Source organism: Thalassospira sp. UBA848, assembly GCF_002295455.1.
Classification (GTDB): Bacteria; Pseudomonadota; Alphaproteobacteria; order Rhodospirillales; family Thalassospiraceae; genus Thalassospira.
In genome coordinates this window covers 1-16777 of sequence record NZ_DBGS01000064.1, presented here as the reverse complement: position 1 = coordinate 16777, position 16777 = coordinate 1, and the positions used below count along the sequence as shown (strand labels likewise).

The 16777-nt window shown below is 52.4% G+C and carries 14 protein-coding genes; 11 read left to right on the top strand and 3 right to left on the bottom strand.

What is annotated here, in order from left to right; all coding sequences use genetic code 11:
- Nucleotides 1-12: 12 nt before the first annotated feature.
- Genes hsdR through B2R48_RS08635 form a run of 3 tightly spaced genes read left to right on the top strand, consistent with a single transcriptional unit; the run spans nucleotide 13 to nucleotide 5425 of the window.
- Nucleotides 13-2373, top strand: coding sequence for an EcoAI/FtnUII family type I restriction enzme subunit R (hsdR, locus tag B2R48_RS08645; protein WP_062957018.1), 2361 nt, complete (start codon nucleotides 13-15; stop codon nucleotides 2371-2373).
- The gene (locus tag B2R48_RS08640) at nucleotides 2370-3827 is read left to right on the top strand and encodes an HsdM family class I SAM-dependent methyltransferase (protein ID WP_062957017.1); all 1458 of its coding nucleotides are present in this window, start codon (nucleotides 2370-2372) and stop codon (nucleotides 3825-3827) included. The genes hsdR and B2R48_RS08640 overlap by 4 nt, the downstream gene beginning before the upstream one ends.
- A gap of 2 nt (nucleotides 3828-3829) precedes the next feature.
- Nucleotides 3830-5425 carry a restriction endonuclease subunit S gene (locus B2R48_RS08635; RefSeq protein WP_062957016.1) on the top strand — a complete coding sequence of 532 codons (1596 nt, stop codon included), beginning with the start codon at nucleotides 3830-3832 and terminating at the stop codon, nucleotides 5423-5425.
- 205 nt (nucleotides 5426-5630) lie between these two features.
- Here the strand turns inward: B2R48_RS08635 and B2R48_RS08630 are convergent, their stop codons facing one another.
- Nucleotides 5631-6404 carry an abortive infection family protein gene (locus tag B2R48_RS08630; RefSeq protein ID WP_296999396.1) on the bottom strand — a complete coding sequence of 258 codons (774 nt, stop codon included), beginning with the start codon at nucleotides 6402-6404 and terminating at the stop codon, nucleotides 5631-5633.
- A 164-nt stretch (nucleotides 6405-6568) separates the two neighbouring features.
- Here B2R48_RS08630 and B2R48_RS08625 point away from each other — a divergent pair, with 164 nt between their 5' ends.
- The 8 genes from B2R48_RS08625 to ptsN all read left to right on the top strand — a co-directional run bounded on the left by B2R48_RS08625 (nucleotide 6569) and on the right by ptsN (nucleotide 13764).
- Nucleotides 6569-7183, top strand: a complete 615-nt coding sequence (locus B2R48_RS08625; RefSeq protein WP_213474912.1) for a ribonuclease D — start codon at nucleotides 6569-6571, stop codon at nucleotides 7181-7183.
- A 160-nt stretch (nucleotides 7184-7343) separates the two neighbouring features.
- The gene (locus B2R48_RS08620; protein ID WP_296999395.1) at nucleotides 7344-8354 is read left to right on the top strand and encodes a KpsF/GutQ family sugar-phosphate isomerase; all 1011 of its coding nucleotides are present in this window, start codon (nucleotides 7344-7346) and stop codon (nucleotides 8352-8354) included.
- A 3-nt stretch (nucleotides 8355-8357) separates the two neighbouring features.
- Nucleotides 8358-9104, top strand: a complete 747-nt coding sequence (lptC, locus tag B2R48_RS08615) for an LPS export ABC transporter periplasmic protein LptC (RefSeq protein ID WP_213474916.1) — start codon at nucleotides 8358-8360, stop codon at nucleotides 9102-9104.
- A 10-nt stretch (nucleotides 9105-9114) separates the two neighbouring features.
- Nucleotides 9115-10008, top strand: a complete 894-nt coding sequence (locus B2R48_RS08610) for an LptA/OstA family protein (RefSeq protein WP_296999394.1) — start codon at nucleotides 9115-9117, stop codon at nucleotides 10006-10008.
- Between the two features lie 14 nt (nucleotides 10009-10022).
- Nucleotides 10023-10856 (top strand): LPS export ABC transporter ATP-binding protein, encoded by an 834-nt coding sequence (gene lptB, locus B2R48_RS08605; RefSeq protein WP_213474920.1) that lies wholly within the window; start codon nucleotides 10023-10025, stop codon nucleotides 10854-10856.
- Between the two features lie 65 nt (nucleotides 10857-10921).
- A complete protein-coding gene (rpoN, locus tag B2R48_RS08600) occupies nucleotides 10922-12502 on the top strand; it encodes an RNA polymerase factor sigma-54 (RefSeq protein ID WP_062957010.1) in 1581 nt (526 codons plus the stop codon).
- Nucleotides 12503-12664: 162 nt separating this feature from the next.
- Nucleotides 12665-13261: a ribosome hibernation-promoting factor, HPF/YfiA family gene (gene hpf, locus B2R48_RS08595; RefSeq protein ID WP_062957009.1), complete on the top strand. Its 597-nt coding sequence runs from the start codon at nucleotides 12665-12667 to the stop codon at nucleotides 13259-13261.
- Nucleotides 13262-13299: 38 nt separating this feature from the next.
- Nucleotides 13300-13764 (top strand): PTS IIA-like nitrogen regulatory protein PtsN, encoded by a 465-nt coding sequence (gene ptsN / locus B2R48_RS08590; RefSeq protein ID WP_062957008.1) that lies wholly within the window; start codon nucleotides 13300-13302, stop codon nucleotides 13762-13764.
- Nucleotides 13765-13900: 136 nt separating this feature from the next.
- On the opposite strand, the gene B2R48_RS08585 is transcribed toward ptsN, so the two are convergent.
- Together B2R48_RS08585 and B2R48_RS08580 are read right to left on the bottom strand one after the other, a co-directional pair.
- Entirely contained in the window at nucleotides 13901-15466 is a 1566-nt protein-coding gene (locus tag B2R48_RS08585; protein ID WP_296999393.1) for an AmpG family muropeptide MFS transporter, read from the bottom strand.
- Nucleotides 15467-15622: 156 nt separating this feature from the next.
- The coding region (locus tag B2R48_RS08580; RefSeq protein ID WP_296999392.1) for an EF-Tu/IF-2/RF-3 family GTPase at nucleotides 15623-16777 on the bottom strand (1155 nt) is incomplete at its 5' end.

Below are 16777 nucleotides of genomic sequence, written 5' to 3'. Positions count from 1 at the left end.
GGAGCATTGGCTATGAAGAAGTCTGAAGCCGATGTGAAGACCAAACTCATCACACCGGCAATCATGAAATCAGGCTGGGATATTAACAGCCAAATGCGGGAAGAAGTTACCTTCACCGCCGGACGCATCATTGTGCGTGGTAAGATGACGGCACGAGGCAAAACCAAGCGTGCTGACTATATCCTTTATCACAAGCCGAACATTCCCCTAGCTATTGTCGAAGCCAAAGACGATTCCCACACTGTTGGCTCAGGAATGCAACAAGCCCTTGAATATTCGGATATGCTGGACATTCCGTTTATCTTCTCATCCAACGGTAAGGGATTCTTGTTTCACGACAAATCGGGAACCTCGGAGAAGCTGGAAACCGAACTCACCCTAGATGAGTTCCCATCCCCTGATGTGCTTTGGCAGAAGTTCAAAGCCATGAAGGGTCTTTCCGACACTGCCGCAGAAATTGTCTCCCAAGATTACTATGATGATGGCAGTGGTCGTGCTCCCCGCTATTACCAATCCATAGCCATCAACAGAACCATCGAAGCCATTGCCAAGGGGCAAAACAAGATTCTTCTGGTTATGGCGACGGGAACGGGCAAAACCTACACGGCATTCCAAATCATCTGGCGTTTGTGGAAAGCCAAACAAAAGAAACGCATCCTTTTCCTTGCCGATAGAAACATCCTTGTTGACCAAACCAAACAACAGGACTTCGCCCCTTTTGGCGACAAGATGACGAAGATTCATAATCGGACAGTAGACAAGTCCTATGAAATCTATCTGTCTCTGTATCAGGCAGTCACAGGGACCGAAGAAGAGCAAAACATATACAAGCAGTTCTCCCCGGACTTCTTTGATTTGATTGTCATTGACGAGTGCCATCGTGGAAGTGCATCCGAAGCCTCGGCATGGCGAAGAATCCTCGATTACTTCTCAAGCGCGACCCATATCGGTTTGACGGCAACGCCAAAGGAAACAAATGACGTTTCCAACATCGCCTACTTTGGCGAACCCGTTTACAGCTATTCCCTGAAACAAGGCATCAGCGATGGCTTCCTTGCGCCTTACAAGGTCATTCGCATTGATTTTGATAAGGACCTAGAGGGCTATCGCCCTGAAAAGGGCAAGACGGACAAGTTCGGCAATCTGATTGAAGACCGCATCTATAACACCAAGGACTTTGATAGAACCCTTGTTCTTGAAAAGCGCACAGAAAAGGTTGCTCAAAAGGTGACGGAGTTCCTCACGGAAACAAACCCCTATGACAAGACCATCATATTCTGTGAAGATATCGACCATGCCGAGCGCATGAGACAAGCAATTGCCAACGCCAACCCGGAGCGCATGGCAGAAAACCACCGTTACGTCATGCGGATTACAGGTGACAATCCTGAAGGCAAAGCCGAGCTGGACAATTTTATCAATCCTGAATCCAGATACCCCGTTATTGCTACCACCTCAAAACTGATGACCACTGGGGTGGATGCCAAAACCTGTAAATTGATTGTCTTGGACCAACGCATCCAATCCATGACCGAGTTCAAGCAAATCATAGGTCGTGGCACGCGGGTCAACGAAGAGCACGGTAAAAAGTTTTTCACCATCATGGATTTCAAAAAAGCCACTGAGCTTTTTGCGGACCCTGATTTTGATGGGCAACCCGTTCAAGTCTATACCCCAGAACCAGATGCTAATGTTGTCCCTGACGATGGTGAAACGCCAGACAATGTAGATGATAGTGGGCAGGAAATCCCCCCGGATGTCACATGGGACAACCACGAAGACAACGAAGGCCAGCAGAAATACTACATCAATGATGTTGAAGTGGATGTCCTTTCAAAGCGGGTTCAATATCTCGATGCCGACGGCAATCTGATAACGGAATCCTTGAAGGACTATTCCCGCAAGAGCATCACCAAGGAGTTTGAAACCTTGGATGCCTTTTTGCGTCGCTGGAACGAAGCAGACAAGAAGACCGCTATCATCAAGGAACTTGAGGAACAGGGTGTTCCCGTCAACGTCTTGCGCGAAACCGTTCCCAATGGCGAGTCTTACAGCACCTTTGACTTGATCTGCCATGTCGCTTACGGACAGCCCCCACTGACTCGGAAGGAACGTGCCGAGAAAGTCAAAAAACGAAACTATTTTGCCAAGTACGAGGACAAAGCCAGAGCAGTTTTAGAAGCCCTACTTGATAAATATGCCGATGAAGGTTTGACGACATTGGAGGACAACAAAATCCTCATGATGGCCCCCTTCCCGCAAATCGGTACCCCCACTGAAATCATTAAATCTATTTTCGGCGGTAAGGCTCAGTATGGCAAAGCCATCAATGACCTTGAAACCGAGCTTTTTAAACAGGACCAACCTGCATGAGTAACGTATCGGGCATCATCAAATCCATCCAAGACATAATGAGAAAAGACGTTGGTGTGGATGGTGACGCTCAAAGGATTAGCCAGCTCGTCTGGATGTTCTTTCTGAAAATCCTTGATGACCGTGAAGAGGAGCTTGAGCTCCTTGATGATGACTTCACTTCCCCCATGCCAGAAAACCTGCGCTGGTGTAATTGGGCGAAGGATGCTGAGGGCATTACAGGCGATGCCTTGCTTGATTTTGTCAACAACGAGCTTTTCCCCAAACTGAAAGAACTGCCGTCAACGGGTGCAGAAGGGCAACGTGCCACTGTCATCAAAAACGTGTTTGAGGATGCCTACAACTATATGAAGTCTGGCACCCTGATGCGCCAGGTCATCAACAAAATCAACGAGATTGATTTTAACGCAAGTGATGACCGCCATACCTTTGGCGACATTTACGAACAAATCCTCAAAGACCTTCAAAGTGCCGGAAACGCAGGTGAGTTCTACACGCCACGGGCCGTCACCCAATTCATGGTGGATATTCTTGACCCGAAGTTGGATGAAAAGGTCTTTGACCCTGCCTGTGGAACAGGTGGTTTCTTAGCCTGCACCATTGACCACAAACGCGCTCAGTACGAGAAAAGTGCCGAAGACAGAGAAACTTTGCAAAAGTCTATCTTTGGCGTTGAGAAAAAGTCTCTCCCCCACTTGCTTGCCGTTACCAACATGGTTCTGCATGGCATTGATGTTCCCACCAACATTCGACACAGCAACACCTTGTCCCGTCCTTTGGTGGATTACTCAGAGTCTGACAGGGTTCAAGTGATCCTGACCAACCCGCCTTTTGGAGGTATGGAAGAAGACGGCATTGAAAATAATTTCCCCGCCAGCTTCCGAACCCGTGAAACGGCAGACCTCTTCCTTGTGCTGATTATCCATCTTCTGAAAGATGGTGGCCGGGCTGGCGTTGTTTTGCCTGATGGCACTCTCTTTGGCGAGGGCATCAAAACCCGCATCAAAGAAAAGCTCCTGACGGAATGCAATCTGCACACCATTGTCCGATTGCCGAACGGTGTTTTCAATCCATATACGGGCATCAAAACCAACCTATTGTTCTTCACCAAGGGCGAACCGACAAAAGACGTTTGGTTTTATGAGCATCCGTACCCCGAAGGCTACAAAAGCTATTCAAAAACCAAGCCCATGAAGATTGAAGAGTTCGAACCTGAAAAGGCTTGGTGGGATAACAGGGAAGAAAACGACCACGCTTGGAAGGTGTCATTTGAAGACATCAAAGCGAACAACTTCAATTTGGACATCAAGAACCCCAACATTCAAGATGTCACGCATATGGACCCTGCCGAACTGTTGGAAAAGTTCAACAAGAACCAGCAGGACATGACAGCAACTCAGGACAAGCTGAAATCCATTCTCGCTGAAGCCTTAAATCGTTTGGCGGGAGAATAACTATGGATAAAGAAATCTTTCTAACCGAGTTCGGCCACCTCGCCCAAGGACCCGATGGGGTTAAGAAGCTCAGAGACTTGATTTTGCAGTTGGCTGTTCAAGGGAAATTGGTAGGGCAAGACTCAGATGATGAGCCTGCTAGTGTGCTTTTGGAGAAAATTGAGGCTGAAAAGAAAAATCTGATTGCCAAAGGTGTATTTAAAAAATCTCGCCAAAAGCCTAAAGAGATTTCACCACTATTTCTAATTCCAAAAAGCTGGAAATGGATTTCTATGGCAGAAACTGGTCACGAATGGGGCCAAGAAAAACCGTCTCAAGATTTTTTGTATATTGATGTCAGCGTTATCGACAATGTTCTGGGTAAAGTTGGCAGTAATGTTCCTCTTATTACTCCTGAAGATGCTCCGTCTCGAGCAAGAAAGCTGGTCAAACCTGGAACCGTTATATATTCGACCGTTCGCCCCTATCTGAAAAACATTGCTGTGATTGAACAGGAATATTCTCCAAAACCTATAGCAAGCACAGCCTTTGCAGTAATCGCGCCTTTTTCAGGCATAGATGCAACTTTCATCAAACATTATCTCAGAAGCCCTGATTTTGTTGGGCACGTCGAAAGTCAAATGATGGGAATGGCATACCCTGCAATTAACGATTCAAAGTTCTTTGCTTCTCCCTTTCCTCTCCCCCCCCTTGCCGAACAAAAACGCATCGTTGCCAAGGTCGATGAATTGATGGCTTTGTGTGATGAGCTGGAAGCATCTCAAGAAACCAATGTCACCCTTAAACGTGACTGTGTTGCCTCCACCCTTCATCATCTATCCGAAGCCAGTGACAAAGATGAAATCAAATCCAATTGGTCTATTGCTGAGAACAATTTTGGCAAATGGTTTGATGACCTCGAAACGGTCAAAAATCTGAGGGCAACAATTCTTCAATTGGCTGTGCAGGGAAAACTGGTTGAGCAGGACCCGAATGATGAGCCAGCTAGTGTTTTGTTGGAGAAGGTTAAAGCTGAAGGTATATGCGCCAAAAACAAATACCAATCGTCAAATCAACAAGTTGACGCGCAATTACCTAGAGGCTGGGCGCGCACTGAATTGGGAAATCTTATTTCGATTAGATCAGGGGATGGTCTGACAAAAGCTAATATGGAGCTTGGTTCAATTCCTGTTTTTGGCGGGAATGGCATCACAGGGTACCATTCTTCATCAAACGTCATTGAACCTACTTTAGTTATTGGCAGAGTAGGATTCTATTGTGGCAGTGTACATATTACTCCCGCGCAAGCGTGGGTCACAGATAATGCCTTTATCACCACGTTTTCCGAATACTGTTTCGACATTGAGTTTTTGTATTGGTTGTTGAGGACCACAAACTTAAAGGAAAGAGATTCTGCGACGGCCCAACCAGTTATATCTGGAAAAAAAGTATATCCGATAATCGTAACCGTGCCTCCCAAGGGAGAACAAAAACGCATCGTCGCCAAAGTCAATCAACTCATGACTTTGTGTGATGAGCTAGAAGCACAAATCCTATCATCCCAAACCCTGAATCAGAGTCTTATGGCGTCCCTCTGCCATCACATGACCGTGAACTGATATGATAAATAGCTGGGAACCGATGAGGGGGACTTCGATTCTTCGTTTGCTCATCGGTAACACTACTGGTAAACAAATCTAAATTTGTGAGGAAATATCCATAGGTTTTCTGCGGTTCTCAGGTGATTTTTGTTCAATCTTCTCCTGGGCACCATACCCCAGCACATCGTTGATGTGCTGGGGTATTGTCGTTTTGGGCGGAATTTTACTCTGAATTGTTCTGGTAAGTGTCGGCTAGGAATGTGGCCATAGTTCCAGCCAAGTTTACAGCGAGTGCTGCATGTCTTGGTGCGGGTCGGACTGGTATCTTTCCTTGGCCGTGAGCATCTCCGATCTTGTTTCTCAGCGTGCCCAAGTTTTGAACCACTGTGTGGCAACCTCCCAAGATCGCTTTAAATGTTCGTTCTTCGTGTTGAGATGGTGCCAGCTTCAGTATCTCGGACGTCTTGCTGTATAGCTTTGGGAGATCGTCGTCTTTGTGCTGAATGCCTTCAGCATCGAGAATCAGTTTGCAAACACTCTCCAACAGGGTCCTTGCGATAGTAATCGCACCTTCAGGATCGTCCTTACGACGTTTAAGTGCTTTTTCCCATATCCGTCGTACATCTTCGGAACCCAAAGCTTGGAGGGTTGATTGAGTAATCTCGTCGCTTGGAGTGTTGGTTCTGTTTTCCAGATGATTAAGTATTTTCTGGAACGATTCATAAACATGCTCACGTCTAATTTGCCATGAGCCGCTGCCATGGGCGATTTTCTTCAGGTACCCCCAAAGTGCTCCTGAATCCCTGCAAGTTCTTATAAAGGATGGAAGTAATTCATTCACGGACGAAGAAATGAAATAACTGCGAAGTTCTCGGTAAATAGCTTCGTCGAAATTTCCGTTTTCTGAGAGTGAAATAATCATATGTTGGAGCATTTCGGCGCGTTGAAGCTCGGAATTCGGTAATTCCTCAATATTGACGTCTTCACCCCAATCCATCGTAATAGTCTCCAAGTTTGGCAAATGCACCAATGCCTTGCTTCATTTTGGTTTGGAGGTGAGGTGAAACACAAGAAAAACCCCACAAACACCACGACTTTTGCGGTGCGATGCGCTGTTTGCTGTGTTAAGAACAGGCAAATTCTGACATTTGGAGAACCGCGATGACCAATTTCCTCCATCTCGGAGATCTGCCTGATGACCTTGACCTTGGAAAGGTTGTGGCCATTGACAGTGAGACCATGGGCCTTAACCCGCACCGCGACCGTTTGTGTGTCGTGCAGCTTTCAAGCGGGGACGGCAACGCCCATCTGGTCAAGTTTGATGGGGAAGATTACAGCGCGCCGAACCTGAAAAAGCTTCTGGCCGATCCGTCGGTTCTGAAGCTGTTTCATTTCGGGCGTTTTGACATCGCCGTGATGGACAAATATCTCGGTGTGCGCTGTGCGCCGGTCTATTGCACCAAGATCGCGTCCAAACTGGTGCGCACCTATACCGACCGTCATGGTCTGAAGGATGTGCTGCGCGAGACCGTCGGGGTCGAGATTTCCAAGCAGCAGCAGAGCTCCGACTGGGGTGCGGCCGAGCTTTCCAAGGAACAGATCGATTATGCCGCATCCGATGTGCTGTATCTGCACAAGGCAAAAGAAGAGCTTGATCGTCGTCTGGTCCGGGAAGGCCGGATGGAGATGGCGCAGGCCTGTTTTGACTTCCTGCCGATGCGCGCGACGCTTGATCTGGCGGGCTGGGAAGAAACCGATATCTTTGCCCATTCCTGAGGTCGGCATAAGGCCGGTTAACCGCCTGTGAAGATTGATCCTGTATTGCCTGTGCTAGGGAATTGACCCCCACGCCAACCGGGTTCATAGTTTCGGCCCAATGATCTTGCAAGATGGGCAATACAGGCTATCTCCGGGCGGAAAACGCTAACAAGAAACAATGACAGTGACCCCAGACGTGTCCAAAGAGTCCTCCAACCTGCCGGCACCGGCATCTGATGCCGATCTTGCCATTGCGCGCCGTGTTCTTGGTATCGAAGCCAATGCGCTGCGCGAACTTGCAGAGTCGCTAAATGGTGCGTTCTGCGATGCCATCAACCTGATTGAAGGCCTGAAAGGCCGTCTGGTTGTGACTGGCATGGGCAAAAGCGGCCATATTGCCAAGAAAATCGCTGCGACCTTTGCCTCGACCGGTACCCCGTCCTTTTTCGTGCATCCCGCCGAGGCCAGCCACGGGGATCTGGGCATGATTGGCAAGGATGATGCGGTGCTGGCCCTGTCCAATTCCGGTGAAACACCGGAACTGTCCGATATTATTGCCTTCACCCGGCGTTTTAACGTGCCGCTGATCGGCATGACGCGCAAACCGGAAAGCTCGCTTGCCAAGCAGTCCGATTGCCCGCTGGTTCTGCCGGCAAGTCCGGAAGCCTGCCCGAACAAGCAGGCGCCGACGACATCAACCACGGCGATGCTGGCCTTTGCCGATGCACTGGCCGTGACATTGATGGAGCGGCGCGGTTTTTCATCTGATGATTTCCGAACCTTCCACCCCGGTGGCAAGCTGGGTCAGCGGTTGCTCCATGTCGGGGATGTCATGCATGGGGCCGATACCCTGCCATTGATCAAACCGGATGCGCTGATGGCCGAGGCACTTGTGACCATGACCAGCCATTCGTTTGGCTGTGTTGGCGTGGTCGATGATGCCGGGGCCCTGGCCGGGATCGTGACCGATGGCGATTTGCGCCGTCACATGGCCGATAATCTGGTCGCGATGAAAGTCGGTGATGTCATGACCGCCGGGCCGAAAGTAACCAGTGCCGATGCGCTGGCGGTGGAGGCCCTTGCCATCATGAATGATCGTTCAATCACGTCATTGTTTGTCCTTGATGAAGCTGGTGTGCCGGTCGGACTGGTTCATATCCATGATCTTTTGCGTGTCGGAGTGGCCTGACGCATGAGCACAGAGGGCACGCCACAGGTCGAGGATCACGACGAAAGCCAGAAGGCCGAAGCACGTGAGCAACGCCACGCACGCGGCTTTTCGCGTGATCGCATGCCCTCGGCGCGGCGTAATGTGCGGATCAATCCGTTCCGCCGTGTCATCGTCAATATGCTGAAATTCGTCCTGCCGCTGATCGCGATGACGATCCTTGCACTTGTGGTGCTGTGGCCGCAGATCGAACAGGTGCAGGAAAGCGGCTTTCGGCTGGGCTTTTCAACCTCGCCCGAAGATCTGATGGAAAATGTTGCGATGAGCAAACCCCGCTTCTTTGGCGTGGATGGCAATCGACAGCCCTTTACCGTCACGGCCAGTGAGGCCGTTGAAACAGCGGAAACCGAAACGCGACCTGACCATATCTATCTGTCGGCGCCGCAGGCCGATATCACGCTTAATGACGGATCGTGGATCGCAATGACCGCCAATGAAGGGTTCTATACCGAAGCTGACGGGATGCTTGATCTGGTGGGCACGGTGAACATGTACCACGATCAGGGCTTTGAAATTCATACGGAAGAAGCTGAAATTGCCATGAATTCCGGCAGTGCCAGCGGCGATGTGCCGGTTGACGGGCAGGGGCCGTTTGGCACCATTGCATCCGATTCCGGGTTTGAGCTTGAAGACAAGGGGGCGGTGATCCGCTTTTTGGGGAAATCCCGTCTGGTGATTTTCGACAGTGCAATGAATTCGACGGAGCAATGAGAGGGAAGTCATGATTGCGATGCCGCATCTCGCCCGCAAGACTGGAACGGTTCTGACACCCCTTGTGCTGGGGGGGCTTATGCTGGGTGCGACCGTGATCGGCCTGTCCAGCACGGTCAAGGATGCTGCGGCCAATCCGTTGGGTTTGGCACAAAATGGCAGTGGCGGGCTTGAAGTCGAGTCTGATAACGGCATCGAATGGCGCCGCAACGAGCAGGTTCTGATCGCGCGTGGCAATGCGGTGGCCAAACGTGGCGGATCGCGTGTTGATGCCGACGAGCTCCAGGCACTTTATCGCGACCGCGACGGCAATAGCGAGATTTACCGCATCATCGCGACCGGCAATGTGAAGCTTTCATCCGATACCGACGTCGCCATTGGCGATCGCGCCGTTTATGACATTGACGAGGCCGTGGTCGTGCTGACCGGGGATAACCTTAAATACACCACCCCCACTGAAACCCTGACCGCACGCGACAGCCTTGAATATTGGGAAACAGAGCGTGTGGCGGTGGCACGCGGTGACGCGGTTGCCGTGGCTGAAGATCGCACGCTGCGCGGGGATGTGTTGACCGCGCGCTTTGAAGCCGGCGAGGGCGGGGCCAACGAATTGCGCCGCATCGATGGCCAGGGCAATGTGAATATTCGCACAGCGACAGAGTTTGTTGTCGGCGATCAGGGTGTTTATGATGCGAAAACAGGTATCGCGACCCTTATTGGATCGGTTAAGATCACCCGCGGGGAAAACCAGTTGAACGGGGATCGTGCCGTTGTAGACCTGAATACCGGGGTCAGTCGTCTGACGGCTGACGGTAGTGGTGATGGCAAAACCCGTGTTCGGGGCCTTCTGGTTCCGCAAAAAGACGAAAACAACAGCCCGGCCGATGCCGGGACCGGTAACTGAGAAAGGTCGGTCATTTGTTCTGGTCGCGCAAAAGCGTAAAATCCGACAACGCCAAGGCGACAGCTGCATCTGGCAGCGCACAGCCAACAGACGGCGGGGCAACCGGTCCGCGCCTGATCAGCACGAACAAGGGTCTTGTGGCGCATAATCTTGGCAAAAGCTTCAAGAAGCGTCCGGTGCTCAAAGATGTCTCGGTGTCAGTACAGCGCGGTGAGGCGGTTGGCCTTCTGGGCCCGAACGGTGCTGGCAAAACCACCAGTTTCTATATCATTACCGGCCTTATTGCCGCAGATCGCGGCACGATTTCCCTTGATGGGCGCGACATCACCATGATGCCGATGTATCAGCGCGCACGCATGGGAATCGGCTATTTGCCACAGGAAGCCTCGATCTTTCGCGGTATGACTGTCGAACAGAATATCATGGCTGTTCTTGAAGTGGTCGAGGATGACCGCCTTAAGCGCGAACAATCCCTTGAAGACCTTCTGGCAGAATTTGCGATCGAACATTTGCGCCGCACACCCGCACTTGCCCTTTCGGGCGGGGAACGCCGCCGTTGCGAGATTGCGCGTGCGCTTGCGGCCCATCCGAATTTTGTTCTGCTTGATGAACCACTTGCCGGGATTGACCCGATTGCAGTGGGTGATATTCGCGATCTTGTACGTCATCTGAAAGATCGTGGCATTGGGGTCTTGATTACTGACCACAATGTGCGCGAGACTCTAGACATTATCGACCGGGCATATATCTTGCATGATGGTCGGGTTTTGATGGAAGGTGGACCTGAGGAAATCGTTCGAAATGACGATGTACGCAGGGTTTATCTGGGCGATCGTTTCAGCCTTTGATAACGCCGCCAACCGTCAATGAAGTCTTGGGGGGAGAGTTCGGATTGACACGGGGTAGTGCATAAATGGCCCTGAAGGCGCGTCTGGATCTACGCCAGTCCCAGTCACTTGTCATGACTCCCCAGCTGCAGCAGGCTATCAAACTGCTGCAATTCAATAATATTGAGCTTTCCAATTTCATCGACAGTGAACTGATGGAAAACCCGCTGCTCGAGCGGGCCGATCCCGGCCAAACCTATGCCGAGGCCGGCGACGGTGCGGTGGGTAATGGCGATGAAGGGCTTGATAGCCGATCCAACGACAATTTCGCAGATCGCGATGACCAGTTTGGCACGGATCGTCTGACATCGAGTGAATCCATGGGCAGCGATGATGGCCCGCTTGATGTTTCAAGTGACGCGCTTTATGGCGGCGAGGGCGAAATCACCCGCAATGGCGAACCGGTTTCGGGCAGCCACGATTATTCCGCGCCCTATGGCGGCGGGACAGGTGGCGGTGTCGGCGGTTCGGCAGCGGGTGGCGATGACCTGCCGGGGCTGGAACAGACCCTTGCGGACGAGGCGACACTGCGCCAGTCACTTGATGATCAGCTCAACATTGCCTTTGCCGATGCCACGTCGCGCATGATTGGAAGCTATCTGATCGATATGCTTGATGAGAATGGCTATATCAGCGGCGCGCTTGATGAAGTTTCCGAGGCACTTGAATGCGATTTGACCGATGTCGAGCGCGTTCTGAAAATCATGCAGGGCTTTGATCCGGTCGGCATTTTTGCCCGTGATCTGGCGGAATGTCTGGAACTGCAGTTGCGGGAGCTCAACCGCTTTGATCCGGCGATGGCCGCCCTTCTGGCCAATCTGGAATTGCTGGCCAAGCGTGATTTTGATCGTTTGCGGCGTGTCTGCGGGGTCGATTCGGATGACCTTTACGACATGATCGACGAGATCAAAACCCTGGATCCGCGACCGGGTAAAACCGCTGATGGCGAAATCGCAACCCCCGTGATCCCGGATGTTCTGATGCGTTCGGCGGGGAATGGCAACTGGCATCTGGAACTGAATTCCGAGGCCCTGCCACGGGTTCTGGTCAATGAGGACTATGTCGCCCAAATCGGATCCGGGCTGCGTGACCGCGAAGAACGCGGCTTCATGAGTGAAAAACTGCAGAGTGCCAACTGGCTGGTCAAGGCGTTGCATCAGCGTGCAACCACCATCATGAAGGTCGCCAGCGAGATCGTGCGCCAGCAGGACGGATTCTTTACCCACGGGGTCGGGCATCTGCGCCCGCTTATTCTGCGCGACATTGCCGAGGCGATCGGCATGCATGAAAGTACGGTTTCCCGCGTGACCAATGGCAAGTTCATGTCGACCCCGCGCGGGATGTTCGAACTGAAATACTTCTTTACCACAGCCATCTCGTCTTCTGACGGTGGTGACGCCTATTCATCAGAGGCCGTGCGCCATCGGATCAAGTCATTGATCGACAACGAAGAACCCAAGAAGATTTTGTCTGATGACAAACTGGTTGAGCTTCTGGGCAAGGAAGGAATCGACATTGCGCGCCGAACAGTGGCAAAATACAGGGAAGCAATGCGCATTCCTTCGTCAGTCCAGCGTCGGCGCGAGAAAAAATCACGTGCGTCCTAGCACGATTTTATCGAAAAAATGTACCTTAAGGTGCTGTAACTCAAGGGAACATACCCATATCTTGACTTGGTAATGACGAGGGAATATGGTGCGCCCACCTGACTGAGGGGCACCGAACATTCAAATGTACTGGTAAGTCACTCAACCGGGGATAGGCGATCCATGCAAATTACGGTTATCGGTAAGCAACTTGACGTAGGCGAAGCGTTTCGCCAACACGTCGTCGAGACCTTGGACCCTGCAGTAGAGAAATATTTCGATCACGCGATCGAAGCCACGGTGACCGTCACCAAACAGGCACATCTCTTTCACGCGCAGATATCGGTCCATGTCGGCAAAGGCATGATGATTCAGGCAAAAGCATCAGCAAATGAGGTTTATCCCGCATTTGATGCCGCCTGTGACAGAGTGGCAAAACAGTTGCGGCGTTATAAACGACGCCTGCGTGATCATCACGCAACCCGGGACCACTATGAGGAGGCTCGCCTGGAAGCGATCCATTATGTGATCGAACAGGAAGATGAAGATCAAACGGATGACAATCACGTAAACGGCTATGAACCGGTGATTGTGGCCGAGACACCCGATCGCATCGATACGCTTTCCGTTGGGGAAGCTGTCATGCGGCTCGACTTGGGGGACATTCCGGCACTTATGTTCCGGAATGGCAAACATGGCGGACTGAATGTTGTCTATCGTCGCTCGGACGGTAATATCGGATGGCTGGATCCAAACGATAGCGAGGCGAGCGGCGGGTGACTGACATAGATTCCGAGCCAAACAACGCAACGCGAAAAATGGACATATCATCGATTCTTACTCCGTCCGGAGTTATCCCGGCACTGCGTTCCGGCGCGAAGAAGGCTGTGCTTGAGGAACTTGCCGAAAAGGCTGCCGAAGTTACCGGACGCCCTGCGAGCGAGATTTTCTCTGTCCTGCTTGACCGTGAAAAGCTTGGCAGCACAGGCGTTGGTGGCGGTGTGGCGATTCCACATGGCAAGCTCAATGATCTGGACCGTCTGCATATGGTCTTTGCCCGTGCAGGCAATCCGATTGAGTTTGATGCCGTGGATGAACATCCGGTCGACCTGTTCTGCATGCTGATTGCACCTGAAGAAGCCGGGGCCGATCACCTGAAAGCACTGGCGCGGATTTCCCGCCTGCTGCGTAACCAGGGCATGTGTGACAAGCTGCGCGGGGCTGGCTCAGCCGACGCGATCTATGCACTGCTGACCCAGGACGAGGCCGAACAGGCCGCGTGAAACGGTCAGTGAGCGGCGGGTAGTCCCCGTAACAGATACAAGATTTAAAAAAAACCGGACGCCATATCAGGCGTCCGGTTTTGTTTTGGGTCATTGATGTTTCTGACCAGCTACAGGTTACAGGCATCCTCGCGGCTCAGAATCCGGCCTGTCTGGCGTCCTCTGCTTCCTTGACCTTGGTCAGGCGCCCGGCAAGGACAACAAGGTAAAGCACCGGAATGCCGATCACGGCCGTGCCGATAAAGAACCAGCTATAGCCGACCATATCGACCACCGTGCCCGAGAACCCGGCAAGGATTTTGGGAAACAGGGTCATGATCGAACTGAAGATCGCGTATTGCATGGCGGTGAACGAGATATTGGTCAGGCCCGACAGATAGGCAATAAAGGCGGCTGTTGCCAAACCACCCGACATGTTGTCGGCCATGATCACCACGACAAACATTGTGGTGTCGGGGCCAAGCTGCGCCATGAAGGCAAACAGGATATTGGTGATTGCCGATAACAGGGCGCCAAGAAACAGGATCCGTACCACGCCATAGCGAACCGACAGCACCCCGCCCAGGAAACTGCCGCCAATGGTCATGAACAGGCCAAATGTCTTGGAAACGGCGGCGATTTCTTCCTTGGAGAAACCAAGGTCGGTGTAAAACACGTTGGCCATCACGCCCATGACGATGTCGGCAATGCGATACATCCCGATCAGGGCCAGAATGACGATGGCGGCCTTGCCATAGCGATCAATGAAGTCCTTCACCGGCGAAATATAGGTTTCCTGAACCATGCCGGTCGGGGTCAGGCCAACCCGCGTGGTGAGCCAGGCGACAAAGACTGCAAATACTACCGAAACCGCGAGTTTGAGGGTTCCTGCGATAAAGCCGGCCAGTTCGCGGATCATTCCGTTGTCGGTCAGGGCCGTTTTGAGCGGATCAGTGATGTTCCCCGCATAGACATTGGCAAGGATGAAGGCGATCACGGTAAGCGCAAACATCGCAAGAAACCGGACATAGTCAGATGTTTCGTGGAAATATTTGCTGTCGAGCTTTACCGACCTGGGTTCACTGACGAGGAGGGTGGTGATCACCCCGATACACATGGCAAGCGCCATGCAGCCATAGGCCATGGTCCAAGCAAAGTGCTGATAGACGCCTTCGGCCTCAAACAGGCCAGCAATGGTGAGTGCCCCGGCACCGGCAACGATCATGCCGATGCGATATCCGCCAATATAGGCCGAACTCATCATTGCCTGCAGGTCGGTATCTGCGGCCTCGATCCGGTAGGCGTCAATGACGATATCCTGTGTGGCAGAGGCAAAACCAAGAGCAACGGCGGCAAAGGCCATCATGGTCAGGTTTTGCGCCGGGTCGGTCAGACCCATCCACAGGATGGCGGCGATAATCGCGATCTGGGAAATGATCAGCCATGAACGCCTGCGCCCCATAAGGCTGTGCAGGACCGGGAAGGGCAGCCGGTCAATCAGCGGCGCCCAGACAAACTTGAAGGAATAGCCAAGGGCGGCCCAACTGAAATAGGTCACCGTAGAGCGATCGACGCCAGCTTCGCGCAGCCAGATCGACAGGGTCGAGAAAATCAAAAGGATGGGAATGCCCGCCGACAATCCCAAAAACAGCATCGTAATCACGCGCGGATGAATAAAGGCGCCAAAGGCCTCGCCCCAGCTTCGCTTTTCCATGCTGTTCATTGATTTCCCCCGAGTTGAAATACGCTGGCACGAAGCTAGGCCAAACAGGTTAATGAAAGCCGAAACCAAAGGCGGATGCCCGTTGAACGGATAGACAAGAAAAAAGGCCGATCCTTTTGGACCGGCCCTTTTTGCATCTGGTTTTGAAAGAAAGGCTTAGCCTTCTTTTTTGCGGCTTTCGCGCTTACGAACGTTCGGGTCAAGGTGCTGCTTGCGGATACGCACACTTTGCGGGGTCACTTCGACCAGTTCGTCGTCCTGAATATAGGACAGGGCTTCTTCAAGCGACATGCGGCGCGGCGGGGTCAGCAGGATGGCGTCATCCTTGCCCGATGCGCGGACGTTGGTCAGCTTCTTGCCCTTGAGCACGTTGATCTCGAGATCGTTGTCACGGTTATGTTCGCCAACGATCATGCCCTGATAGACACGCTCGCCCGGCTCGATGAACATGATGCCGCGATCTTCAAGGTTAAACAGCGCATAGGCAACCGCATCGCCCTGATCGTTGGAAATCAGCGCACCGTTACGACGACCCGCAATGGAACCCTTTACCGGGCCATAGGAATGGAACACGCGGTTCATAACGCCGGTACCGCGGGTATCGGTCAGGAATTCACCGTGATAACCGATCAGGCCGCGCGACGGCGCGATGAAGATGATACGGGTCTTGCCGCCACCGCTTGAGCGCATGTCGGTCATTTCAGCCTTGCGCAGGCTCATTTTCTCGACCACGACGCCGGAATATTCCTCGTCGACGTCAACCTGGACTTCTTCGAACGGCTCGGACAGGACGCCGTCGATTTCCTGGAACAGAACGCGCGGACGCGAGATGGAAAGCTCGAAGCCTTCGCGGCGCATGGTTTCCACCAGAACGCCAAGCTGCAATTCACCACGACCGGCAACTTCGAACGCATCCTTGTCGGCGGTTTCGCCAATCTTGATCGCGATGTTGCCTTCTGCTTCGCGTTCCAGACGCGCACGGATCATGCGCGAGGTAACCTTGTCACCTTCCTGGCCGGCCAGCGGCGAGTTGTTGACCGAGAAGGTCATCGCCAGGGTCGGCGGATCGATCGGCTGGCTTTCGATGGACTTGGTGACTTCGGTCGAACAGATGGTGTCGGCCACGGTTGCTTCGGTCAGACCGGCAATCGCGATGATGTCACCAGCAACGGCTTCGTCCTGTGGGACACGTTCCAGACCGCGGAAGCCCATCAGTTTGGACAGGCGGCCGGTTTCAACCGTGCCATCTTCGCGCAGGACTTTCACCGGCATGTTGAGTTTCGCACGACCCTGATAAACACGACCGGTCAG

What these genes read in the sequence shown, in the direction of transcription:
- hsdR (WP_062957018.1), top strand. Translation starts at nt 13, where the DNA reads ATGAAGAAGTCTGAAGCCGATGTGAAGACCAAACTCATCACACCGGCA.
- B2R48_RS08640 (WP_062957017.1), top strand. Translation starts at nt 2,370, where the DNA reads ATGAGTAACGTATCGGGCATCATCAAATCCATCCAAGACATAATGAGA.
- B2R48_RS08635 (WP_062957016.1), top strand. Translation starts at nt 3,830, where the DNA reads ATGGATAAAGAAATCTTTCTAACCGAGTTCGGCCACCTCGCCCAAGGA.
- B2R48_RS08630 (WP_296999396.1), bottom strand. Translation starts at nt 6,404, where the DNA reads ATGGATTGGGGTGAAGACGTCAATATTGAGGAATTACCGAATTCCGAG.
- B2R48_RS08625 (WP_213474912.1), top strand. Translation starts at nt 6,569, where the DNA reads ATGACCAATTTCCTCCATCTCGGAGATCTGCCTGATGACCTTGACCTT.
- B2R48_RS08620 (WP_296999395.1), top strand. Translation starts at nt 7,344, where the DNA reads ATGACAGTGACCCCAGACGTGTCCAAAGAGTCCTCCAACCTGCCGGCA.
- lptC (WP_213474916.1), top strand. Translation starts at nt 8,358, where the DNA reads ATGAGCACAGAGGGCACGCCACAGGTCGAGGATCACGACGAAAGCCAG.
- B2R48_RS08610 (WP_296999394.1), top strand. Translation starts at nt 9,115, where the DNA reads ATGATTGCGATGCCGCATCTCGCCCGCAAGACTGGAACGGTTCTGACA.
- rpoN (WP_062957010.1), top strand. Translation starts at nt 10,922, where the DNA reads ATGGCCCTGAAGGCGCGTCTGGATCTACGCCAGTCCCAGTCACTTGTC.
- hpf (WP_062957009.1), top strand. Translation starts at nt 12,665, where the DNA reads ATGCAAATTACGGTTATCGGTAAGCAACTTGACGTAGGCGAAGCGTTT.
- ptsN (WP_062957008.1), top strand. Translation starts at nt 13,300, where the DNA reads ATGGACATATCATCGATTCTTACTCCGTCCGGAGTTATCCCGGCACTG.
- B2R48_RS08585 (WP_296999393.1), bottom strand. Translation starts at nt 15,466, where the DNA reads ATGAACAGCATGGAAAAGCGAAGCTGGGGCGAGGCCTTTGGCGCCTTT.